The sequence below is a fragment of the Streptomyces sp. NPDC046197 genome (assembly GCF_040646295.1).
Classification (GTDB): Bacteria; Actinomycetota; Actinomycetes; order Streptomycetales; family Streptomycetaceae; genus Streptomyces.
The window spans coordinates 95661-105779 of record NZ_JBEYZY010000002.1 but is presented as its reverse complement, the minus strand read 5'-3'; the positions used below and the strand labels follow the sequence as shown (position 1 = coordinate 105779).

The following is a 10119-nucleotide window of genomic DNA, read 5'->3' as shown; positions in this document are numbered from 1 at the left end:
GCTCACCGCAGCAGCCCCTTCATCTCGATCGTCGGCAGGGCCTTGAGCGCCGCCTCCTCCGCCTCACGGGCCGCCTCCTCGGCGTTCACGCCGAGCTTGGCGGTCTGGATCTTGTGGTGGAGCTTGAGGATGGCGTCCATCAGCATCTCGGGCCGCGGTGGGCAGCCGGGGAGATAGATGTCGACGGGGACGATGTGGTCGACGCCCTGGACGATCGCGTAGTTGTTGAACATGCCGCCCGAGGAGGCGCAGACGCCCATGGAGATCACCCACTTCGGGTTGGGCATCTGGTCGTAGACCTGCCTGAGGACCGGCGCCATCTTCTGGCTGACCCGGCCCGCCACGATCATCAGGTCCGCCTGCCGGGGCGAACCGCGGAAGACCTCCATGCCGAAGCGCGCCAGGTCGTAACGGCCGGCGCCGGTGGTCATCATCTCGATCGCGCAGCAGGCGAGGCCGAAGGTGGCCGGGAAGACGGACGCCTTGCGCACCCAGCCCGCGGCCTGCTCGACGGTGGTCAGCAGGAAGCCGCTCGGCAGCTTTTCTTCGAGTCCCATGTCCTTAAAGGCCCCTCAGTCCCATTCCAGACCGCCGCGCCGCCATACGTACGCGTATGCGACGAAGACGGTGAGCACGAAGAGCAGCATCTCCACGAGCCCGAAAACACCCAGGGCGTCGAAGGTGACCGCCCAGGGGTAGAGGAAGACGATCTCGATGTCGAAGACGATGAAGAGCATCGCCGTCAGGTAGTACTTGATCGGGAAGCGCCCGCCGCCGGCCGGCGTGGGGGTCGGCTCGATGCCGCACTCGTAGGCTTCGAGCTTTGCGCGGTTGTACCGCTTCGGTCCGATCAGCGTGGCCATGACCACGGAGAAGATCGCAAAGCCTGCCCCGAGGGCTCCCAGTACGAGGATGGGCGCATACGCGTTCACCGCTCCTCGCTCCTCTCAGTCGGCACTGACTGCATGCGGGTCCCCCCTGGTCGAACGGAGCCGAGACCCGGGGAGATGCGCCGGGCTCACATCCGTCTCCTCTGCCCCATGAACCTCGCCGGTCCCGGCGAAGATCGAGAACATGTGAAGCAGGTCACAAGCCCAACTGCCTCGCATCTTATGCCCGGCGGTCTGTGATCTGCGACACGGGGTATTGCCCAACCTTTGTGATCTCCACCACCTGACGAACGATCATGAAGTCGGATGAGCAGCGATCTTCACACGCGAAGCACTTGAGTGATCACAAGCGGTGACATTTGCGCTCGTCACCGCTGGTGAGAGGGGGTGCGCATTACCAGATGAGCCGCGTCCGGCGCAAAGTGGCGGACGGCGTCAACCCCTTGGTATAGGACCTCTTTTCACACATCAGGGGGACGGCGAACCGCGAAGTGGACACGTTCGTCTCTTCACAAGCCGGGCACCGTCTTCACGGGCGCCTCCCACGCGGGCTTCGACTCGGTGGGACCAATGAGACAGAAGGTGCAAACCCAGGCCCGCGGGGCAAGGCGGGGCTCTGTTGCGGAACGCGGGCGTCCTGGTGACCGTTCCGTGACCTCGGCCACATCGACGAGAGCCCCATGAGAAGCGGGCTTGGCCAACGGCCCCAACCAGTGGTAGGTGCGGGGCAATTCGGGCGTAACAGCGAAACACCATGATCACAGGCATGATCGCTGGCGTCCGCAATGTCCGTTACGGCGTCAATAAAGAGTCACCCGACCGGGTTTCGGGCTCCCCGTTGAGTAAATGTGGCGCACCACACGTTTCTTGAAGATATGAAGGAGCCCCTGGTACCCGTTATTCCCATGTCCCACACCGCTCACATACGCAGCCACCGGAAGCCCCGCCGTAGCGCGTCGAAAGTCGCGATGCGGGCTGGAGTTGCCAGTGGCGTCCTCAGCACCCTGGCAGTGGCCGGTGCGTCGGCCTCGTCGGCGAACGCCGCCGAGCCGGTGACCCAGACCCTTGAACTGCCCACCCTGACGGCCGACCTGGCCGCTCAGGTCGCCCAGTCCGCGGACGCCACGCAGCAGGCGGCCGCGAACTACCAGCTGCAGGCCGAGCGTGACGCGGCCGCCGCAAAGGCCGCACAGCAGGCCAAGGCGGACCTCGCCGAGGCGAAGCAGAAGGCAGAGGCCAAGAAGAAGGCGGCCGAGGAGGCCGCCCGCAAGGCCGCCGCCGAGCGCGCCTCGCGCAGCACCGAGCGGACCACGCTCGCCGCCACGGCGAGCGCTTCGAGCCCCTCCACCAGCACCTCCACGGCGACCGGTTCGGCCGCCGCGGTCATCGCCTTCGTCAAGGCGCAGATCGGCAAGGCCTACGTCTCCGGTGCCACCGGCCCGACCGCCTTCGACTGCTCCGGCCTGGTGCAGACCGCCTTCAAGCAGGTCGGCGTCAGCCTGCCGCGCGTCTCGCAGGACCAGTCGACCGCCGGCACCCAGGTGTCGCTGAGCAACCTGCAGCCGGGCGACATCCTGTACTGGGGTGGCGCCGGCAGCGCCTACCACGTGGCGGTGTACGTCGGCGACGGCATGTTCGTCGGCGCGCAGAACCCGTCCAGCGGTGTCGTCGAGAAGCCGCTGTCCTACGACCCGCCGAGCGGCGCGGTCCGGGTGCTCTGAGGACACCCACGAACAGCCGTACGGGGTGAAGGGCCGCAGCCGCTCGGGGGCAGCGGCCCTTCCGGCGCATCTCCGGCACCTCCAGGGCAATTCCGGCAACTTCGGCCCATTCCGGCTCACCCGGCTCGAAGGTGCGGGCAGGCCGAGCCGGCAGCGCACCTCGTCGACGCGCTGGAGGGGCTCCATCTCCGGCGAGCGGCACAGCTCCCGGCTCCCACGGCGCGAAGCGCCCGAATTGTCCGGGTCCAACAGTGCGTTGACGGCTCGCCGCGCCGCCGGCGCCGACCGCTTCCCCGACGGCGGCGAGGACGCGCCTGCCGGTGGGAGCGGGGGGCTGAGGCGGCTTCCGCGGATGGGAGCGGTGCTGCGGCGGCTTCCGCGGATGGGTGCGGTGCTGCGGCGGCTTCCGCGGATGTTCTGTCGTCGTGAGAACCGCAGGGCGGGGAGGGGCTCCGCGGGCCGGAACCCCCCGTGTCTGCCGACTACGGCATCCTCACCACACCGTCCCGCGGTTCACGCCTTCGGGGTCACCCTGCTCAGGCCGTTGATGATGCGGTCCATCGCGTCGCCGCCCGTCGGGTCGGTGAGGTTGGCGAGGAGCTTGAGGGTGAACTTCATCAGCAGCGGGTGGGTCAGGCCCCGCTGTGTTGCGACCTTCATGACCTTCGGGTTGCCGATGAGCTTCACGAAGGCGCGGCCCAGCGTGTAGTAGCCGCCGTAGGTGTCCTTCAGGACGCGCGGGTAGCGCTGCAGGGCCAGTTCGCGCCCGGCGGGCGTCGACCGCGCGTGCGCCTGGACGATGACGTCGGCGGCGAGCTGGCCGGACTCCATGGCGTAGGCGATGCCCTCGCCGTTGAAGGGGTTCACCAGGCCGCCCGCGTCGCCGACGAGCAGCAGGCCCTTGGTGTAGTGGGGCTGGCGGTTGAAGGCCATGGGCAGGGCGGCGCCGCGGATCGGGCCGGTCATGTTCTCAGGGGTGTACCCCCAGTCCTCCGGCATGGAGGCGCACCAGGCCTTCAGGACCTCGCGCCAGTCCAGTTCCTTGAAGGAGTCGGAGGTGTTGAGGACGCCCAGACCGACGTTCGACGTGCCGTCGCCCATGCCGAAGATCCAGCCGTAGCCGGGCAGCAGCCGGTCCTGCGGGCCGCGGCGGTCCCACAACTCCAGCCAGGACTCCAGGTAGTCGTCGTCGTGGCGCGGGGAGGTGAAGTACGTGCGGACCGCGACGCCCATCGGGCGGTCCTCGCGGCGGTGCAGGCCCATCGCCAGCGACAGCCGGGTGGAGTTGCCGTCGGCGGCGACCACCAGCGGCGCGTGGAAGGTGACCTCGCGTTTCTCCTCGCCCAGCTTGGCGGTGACGCCGGTGATGCGCCCGGTGCGGTCGTCGACGACCGGACCGGAGACGTTGCAGCGCTCGTACAGACGCGCGCCCGCCTTCTGGGCCTGGCGGGCGAGCTGCTCGTCGAAGTCGTCGCGCTTGCGGACGAGTCCGTAGTCGGGGAAGGAGGCGAGATCGGGCCAGTCCAGCTGGAGCCGGACGCCGCCGCCGATGATCCGCAGGCCCTTGTTGCGCAGCCAGCCGGCCTCCTCGGAGATGTCGATGCCCATCGCCACGAGCTGCTTGACGGCGCGTGGGGTGAGGCCGTCGCCGCAGACCTTCTCCCGCGGGAACTCGGTCTTCTCCAGCAGGAGTACGTCGAGTCCGGCCCGGGCCAGGTGGTACGCGGTCGTGGAGCCGGCTGGCCCCGCGCCGACGACGATCACATCGGCGGTGTTGTCGGAGAGGGGCTCGGTCACGTCGGGATCTCCCGGGTTCGAAATCTGGGTGCCGACGGGCACTGGACATGGGCAGTCTATGCAGCAGAATTGATCACCCGGCTGAAGGGCTGCCCCCGTGAACCGAGCTCTCCCCGTCGTACGGCTGCGCGTCCCCACCGACGAGGACGCCGTCGCCTGGCACCGGATCTTCGACGACCCGGATGTCATGGAGTTCCACGGCGGCAGGCCGGCGGAGTTGTCCGTCTACGAGGAACTCACCGCCCGCCAGCGGCGGCACGACGCCGAGCACGGCTTCTGCCTGTGGACCATGCTGGACGATTCGGACCGGGTCATCGGGTTCACGGGTGCCCAGCCGTGGCCGGGCGAGTGGGGGCCGGTGGGCGAGATGGAGATCGGGTGGCGGCTCGGACGGGAGCACTGGGGGCGGGGGTACGTCACGGCGGCCGCGCAGATGACCCTGGAGAGGTTGCGGGCCGCGAGCGTGCCGAGTGTGGTGGCCATGGTCAACGCCCGCAATGCCCGGTCGATCGCGGTCACCCAGCGGCTCGGCATGCGCCTCGCCGAGACCTTCGTGACGCCCGCGTCGAAGCAGCAGGGGCACTGCTACCGCCTCGAATTGTGACGCACAGTAGTCGAATGTCACGGAAAGACACCCAATGCTTCCGGCGGGCGCGTGGGGCGGGTTACCCTGCCTGTACCGCTGGGGGTGACGTCTGTGCACATAACGCCCAAGACACCTGAGGTGCGCGTACCGCGGCTGGTCGGACTGATGGCCGTGGACGCGCGCGAGACGGCCGAGGCGCGGGGCGTGCTGCTCGCCGCGCCCGACCGGCCCGACTTCCACCGCGCCGTCGTCGACTACGTCGTACGGCAGTATCCGCAGCCGGGCGTCGAAGTGCCGCGCGGCGCCGTCGTCACCGTCTGGTTCGACTTCGGCGAGGGCGAGGGCGGCGGAGGCGCGGGAGTGCGCGAGCCGCGCGTGCCACGTCCGCCGAGCGGCGGGCTGCAACGCGAACTCGACGAGCCGGGCGACCCGTACGCGGTCGTCGGCTGACCACAACCGGTACGCGCTCGTCGACCGGCCACCAACCGGTACGCGCTCGTCGACCGGCCACCAACCGGTACGCGCTCGTCGACCGGCCACCAACCGGTACGCGGTCGTCGGCCGACCGCCAACCGGTACGCGCTCGTCGACCGACCGCCCGGAGCCTCACCGGGGCCGACGAGACCGCCGGCCCTGCCAAGACGGTCGGGTCAGACCTCTTTGAAGCCGCGGTGCAGGGCCACGATTCCACCGGTGAGGTTGCGCCAGGCCACCTTCGACCAGCCTGCCGTGCGCAGCCGCTCGCCCAGCGCGGGCTGGTCGGGCCAGGCACGGATGGACTCGGCGAGGTAGACGTAGGCGTCGGGGTTCGACGACACCGCGCGCGCGACGGGCGGCAGGGCGCGCATCAGGTACTCGGTGTAGACGGTGCGGAACGGCGCCCAAGTCGGGTGCGAGAACTCGCAGATCACCACCCGGCCGCCCGGCCGGGTCACCCGGTACATCTCGCGCAGCGCCGCGTCGGTGTCCTGCACGTTGCGCAGCCCGAAGGAGATGGTGACGGCGTCGAAGGTGTCGTCCTTGAACGGCAGCCTCGTCGCGTCGCCCGCGGTGAACGGCAGCCAGGCGTTCCGGCGCTTGCCGACCCGGAGCATGCCGAGGGAGAAGTCGCAGGGGACGACGTAGGCGCCGGCCCGGGTGAAGGGCAGCGAGGAGGTGGCCGTCCCGGCGGCGAGATCGAGGATCTTCTGCGCGGGCCGGGCGTCGACCGCCGTGGCGACCTCCTTGCGCCAGCGCCGGTCCTGGCCGAGCGACAGCACGTCGTTGGTCAGGTCGTACCGTTCCGCCACGTCGTCGAACATCGAGGCGACTTCGTGCGGCTGCTTCTCCAGGGATGCGCGGGTCACGGACCCATTGTGGCAGCAGGGGGTACGAGGTCGTGGAGGCAGCCTCGGCTTCTTCCCCGCCGACGCGTCCTCCGCCCACCCGCACAGCCGTCAGGGTGCCGCCGGGTGAGCCGTCAGCGTCTGCGATGGACGAGTCGCCCCGCGCAGACGGTGGCGACACAGGCTCCGGTCTCGTCGAGGGCGCAGAGGTCGGCGCGCCCGGCGTCGGCGATGGCCGTCGGGCGCGGGCACGCGAGGACGACGACGTCGTTGCGCTCGGCCGCCGCCCGGAGTTCGGGCGAGTCGACGTACTCCGCCAGGACGGCCACCGCGCCCAGCTTCAGCACCTCGTGGACGCGCTCGCGCGGACTGGGGGCGTCCGGCAGGGGGCCGTCATGGATCCGCGCGGGTCCGAGAACCGCGGGCCAGCGCCGCACGCGCGCGCCCGGGAACCGCTCCCGCAGCTCGGCGAACCGCCCCACCGCGGCGACCCGGGTGCCCTGGACGGCCACGGCACCGTCCTCGATCACCTCCGGATCGTCCCAGGTGCACCGGACCTCGGGCGCCGCATGAATGGTCAGCACGTCCGCGTCAGTTGGAGGCGAGGATCTTCAGCTCGGGATGCGCGGTCCCGCCCGCGATCGCCGTCGAGGAGATGTGGGACGCCACCCGCTCGTCGACGGGGTCGTTCGCCGGGTCGTCGTGCACGACGAGGTGCTCGTACGTCGTGGACCGCTGGGCGGGGACACGCCCCGCCTTCCGGATCAGATCGATGATCTCCAGCCGGTTGGAGCGGTGCTTGGCGCCGGCCGAGGAGACGACGTTCTCCTCCAGCATGATCGAGCCCAGGTCGTCGGCGCCGTAGTGCAGGGTCAGCTGTCCGACGTCCTTGCCGGTGGTCAGCCACGAGCCCTGGATGTGCATCACGTTGTCGAGGAAGAGGCGGGCGACGGCGATCATCCGCAGGTACTCGAAGAGGGTCGCCTGGGTGCGGCCCTTCAGGTGGTTGTTCTCCGGCTGGTAGGTGTACGGGATGAAGGCGCGGAAGCCGCCCGTGCGGTCCTGCACGTCGCGGATCATCCGCAGGTGCTCGATGCGCTCGGCGTTGGTCTCGCCGGTGCCCATGAGCATGGTGGAGGTGGACTCCACGCCGAGCCGGTGCGCCGCCTCCATGATCTCCAGCCAGCGCTCGCCGGACTCCTTCAGCGGGGCGATGGCCTTGCGCGGCCGCTCCGGCAGCAACTCGGCGCCGGCACCGGCGAAGGAGTCGAGACCGGCCGCGTGGATGCGCGTGATGGCCTCTTCCACCGACACCCCGGAGATCCGCGCCATGTGCTCGACCTCGGACGCGCCCAGCGAGTGGATCACCAGCTGCGGGAAGGCGTCCTTGATGGCGCGGAAGTGCTTCTCGTAGTACTCGACGCCGTAGTCCGGGTGGTGACCGCCCTGGAACATGATCTGCGTACCGCCGAGTTCGACCGTCTCGGCGCACCGGCGCAGGATGTCGTCCAGGTCGCGCGTCCAGCCTTTCTCGGTGTCCTTCGGGGCCGCGTAGAAGGCGCAGAACTTGCACGCCGTGACGCACACGTTCGTGTAGTTGATGTTGCGCTCGATGATGTACGTCGCGATGTGCTCGGTGCCCGCGTACTTCCGGCGGCGCACGGCGTCGGCGGCGGCTCCCAGGGCGTGCAGCGGCGCGTGACGGTAGAGGTCGAGTGCTTCCTCTGGGGTGATCCGCCCACCTGCGGCGGCACGGTCGAGGACGGCTGTGACATCAAAAGACGTGAGGTCGGCCTTCTCGGTCACCGGTGTCCCTTTCACAGGATTCGCAGGATTCGCAGGATTCGTCAGGGGTGTGGACGGACCCGCCCAGCCTACGCCAGCCGTTTCTCCGGCCGGCGTCAGCCCGCGGCGCCTGTGGTCCGCCTCAGCGCACGCGCTCCACTTGGGCCTTCGGGTTGCCGGCCCTGGGATCCACGGAGGTGAAACGGAGGGCGTCGCCGTCGGGGCGCAGCCGGACCAGGTGGGCGTCCGGGACACAGTGCGACGGGTTGCCCTTCTGCCCGCGGCCGACCGCCACGAGTTCCTTGTCCGTGGCCGACTTGAGGGTGAGGACGTCGACGCACGTGCCCCCGAGGGCGTCCGTCTGGGTGACCGAGCCGACGACGCCGCCGGGCGCGGCCTGGCGGATGACGATGTCGTAGGTGCCGCCCGGCAGGTCCTGCCCGAGCGCGCTCACCGTGCCCTCGCCCCGCCAGGTCCCGATGTACACGCCGGGCACGGCACCGGCCGGCGCCGAGGACGATGTCGCCGGGCGGGCGCCGCCGTCGGCGGCGCCGCTGCCCCCACCGCTCCCGCCGTCTCTGCCCAGCAGGGGAATCCCGACCACCGACACCGCGGCCAGCGCCCCCGCGACCGCGAGCACCACGCTGCAACTCAGCCGCCGCCGGCCGCCGGCCTCACGCGCCGATCCGGCCGCCACGGTGACGGAGAACCTGCCGGGCCTCGGCACCGGGGCGTCGGCCGGATCCGGGGTGCCGGACACCGGTGTGTCCGTGTCCTGCCGCGGCGCCTCCCGCGGTGGGGCGTCCCGCGGCTCGGGGACGGACGGGTGCGGTACGGCCGCAGACGCGCTCGGCATGACGGGCGGAGGCCCGAACTCCCCGGCGACCGGCCCGGTGGAAGCCGCGGCGGGTGCAGGGGACGCGGGGGTTGCAGGCAACGCGGGGGACGCGGGGATTGCAGGGGACGCCGCGGAGGTGCGAGCCGCTTCGGCGCTGCCCGGTGAGGCCTCCGGCGGCGCCGTCGAAGCCCTGCTGAACTGCACCGGGCCGGAGACCGGAGCCGTCCCCGTCGCCTCGAGGTTCAGCAGCCGTACGGCGCTCCGGCTGACCTCCTCGACCAGCTTTCCGGGCAGCCAGCCGCCCGCCACCAGTCGTGCCGCGCCCTCGGGGGCCAGCCGCCGGGCCAGCTCGGCGGGGGTCGGCCGGGCGCCCGGGTCCTTCGCCAGGCAGGCCGTCGCCGTGTCCCGCAAGTGGCCGTCCCAGGAGCCCAGTTCGGGCTCCTCGTGGACCACCTTGTAGAGCAGCGCGGCCGAGGAGTCGCCGCGGAAGGGCGGTTCGCCGGTCGCCGCGTAGGTCAGGACCGCGCCCAGGGAGAAGACGTCAGCCGCTCCCGTGACGCCCTTGCCCAGGATCTGTTCGGGCGACATGTAGCCGGGCGAGCCGATCGACACGCCGGTGGAGGTCAGGGACGCCGTGCCGTCGGTGGCGCGGGCGATGCCGAAGTCGATCAGCAGGGGGCCGTCCAGGGTGAGCAGGACGTTCGACGGCTTCACGTCCCGGTGCACCAGGCCCAGTTCGTGCACCGCCGCCAGCGCCTCGGCGAGGCCCGCGCCGAGCGCCCGTACCGAGTGCGGGGGCAGTGCGCCACCGGAGGCGACCGCGGCCGCGAGGGACGGCCCGGCCGCGTAGGCGGTGGCGACCCACGGCACCGCCGCCTCGGGGTCGGCGTCCAGGACCGGCGCGGTCCACGCGCCGCCCACCCGGCGGGCGGCCTCGACCTCGCGCCGGAAGCGGGCCCGGAACTCCTCGTCGAGCGCGAAGTGCGGGTGCACGATCTTCACCGCGACCGTACGGCCACCCTCGCTGCGCCCCAGATAGACGCGGCCCATGCCGCCCGAGCCCAGCCGGCCGAGAAGCCGGTAGGGCCCGACGGCAGTGGGTTCGTCCCCGTCGAGCGGCTGCATGGCGTCCACCCCTCCCCCGTACGCCTCTCCCAGCAGGGTAGTGCCGAGGGGT

The 10119-nt window shown here is 70.9% G+C and carries 10 protein-coding genes; 3 read left to right on the top strand and 7 right to left on the bottom strand.

From position 1 onward, the window contains the following. Positions 1-2: 2 nt before the first annotated feature. On the bottom strand, positions 3-557 hold the full coding sequence (locus AB0A61_RS03185) for an NADH-quinone oxidoreductase subunit B family protein (RefSeq protein WP_361285256.1): 555 nt from the start codon (positions 555-557) through the stop codon (positions 3-5). Positions 558-572: 15 nt separating this feature from the next. After that, a complete protein-coding gene (locus tag AB0A61_RS03180) occupies positions 573-932 on the bottom strand; it encodes an NADH-quinone oxidoreductase subunit A (protein WP_007383963.1) in 360 nt (119 codons plus the stop codon). 863 nt (positions 933-1795) lie between these two features. Here AB0A61_RS03180 and AB0A61_RS03175 point away from each other — a divergent pair. Continuing rightward, the gene (locus AB0A61_RS03175; RefSeq protein ID WP_361285253.1) at positions 1796-2611 is read left to right on the top strand and encodes a C40 family peptidase; all 816 of its coding nucleotides are present in this window, start codon (positions 1796-1798) and stop codon (positions 2609-2611) included. A 513-nt stretch (positions 2612-3124) separates the two neighbouring features. On the opposite strand, the gene AB0A61_RS03170 is transcribed toward AB0A61_RS03175, so the two are convergent. Then, positions 3125-4408, bottom strand: coding sequence for a geranylgeranyl reductase family protein (locus AB0A61_RS03170; RefSeq protein WP_361285250.1), 1284 nt, complete (start codon positions 4406-4408; stop codon positions 3125-3127). Positions 4409-4505: 97 nt separating this feature from the next. Between AB0A61_RS03170 and AB0A61_RS03165 the strand changes: the two genes are divergently transcribed. Then, entirely contained in the window at positions 4506-5012 is a 507-nt protein-coding gene (locus AB0A61_RS03165; RefSeq protein ID WP_361285247.1) for a GNAT family N-acetyltransferase, read from the top strand. Positions 5013-5132: 120 nt separating this feature from the next. Next, positions 5133-5444, top strand: coding sequence for a PASTA domain-containing protein (locus tag AB0A61_RS03160; protein ID WP_361285244.1), 312 nt, complete (start codon positions 5133-5135; stop codon positions 5442-5444). A gap of 200 nt (positions 5445-5644) precedes the next feature. Here the strand turns inward: AB0A61_RS03160 and AB0A61_RS03155 are convergent, their stop codons facing one another. From AB0A61_RS03155 to AB0A61_RS03140, 4 genes are all read right to left on the bottom strand, one after another. Beyond that, a complete protein-coding gene (locus AB0A61_RS03155; RefSeq protein ID WP_361285241.1) occupies positions 5645-6340 on the bottom strand; it encodes a demethylmenaquinone methyltransferase in 696 nt (231 codons plus the stop codon). 113 nt (positions 6341-6453) lie between these two features. Further along, positions 6454-6903 (bottom strand): hypothetical protein, encoded by a 450-nt coding sequence (locus AB0A61_RS03150; RefSeq protein WP_361285238.1) that lies wholly within the window; start codon positions 6901-6903, stop codon positions 6454-6456. A gap of 7 nt (positions 6904-6910) precedes the next feature. After that, entirely contained in the window at positions 6911-8125 is a 1215-nt protein-coding gene (gene mqnC, locus AB0A61_RS03145) for a cyclic dehypoxanthinyl futalosine synthase (RefSeq protein ID WP_361285235.1), read from the bottom strand. 121 nt (positions 8126-8246) lie between these two features. Further along, positions 8247-10067, bottom strand: a complete 1821-nt coding sequence (locus tag AB0A61_RS03140; RefSeq protein WP_361285232.1) for a protein kinase — start codon at positions 10065-10067, stop codon at positions 8247-8249. Between the last annotated feature and the right edge of the window lie 52 nt (positions 10068-10119).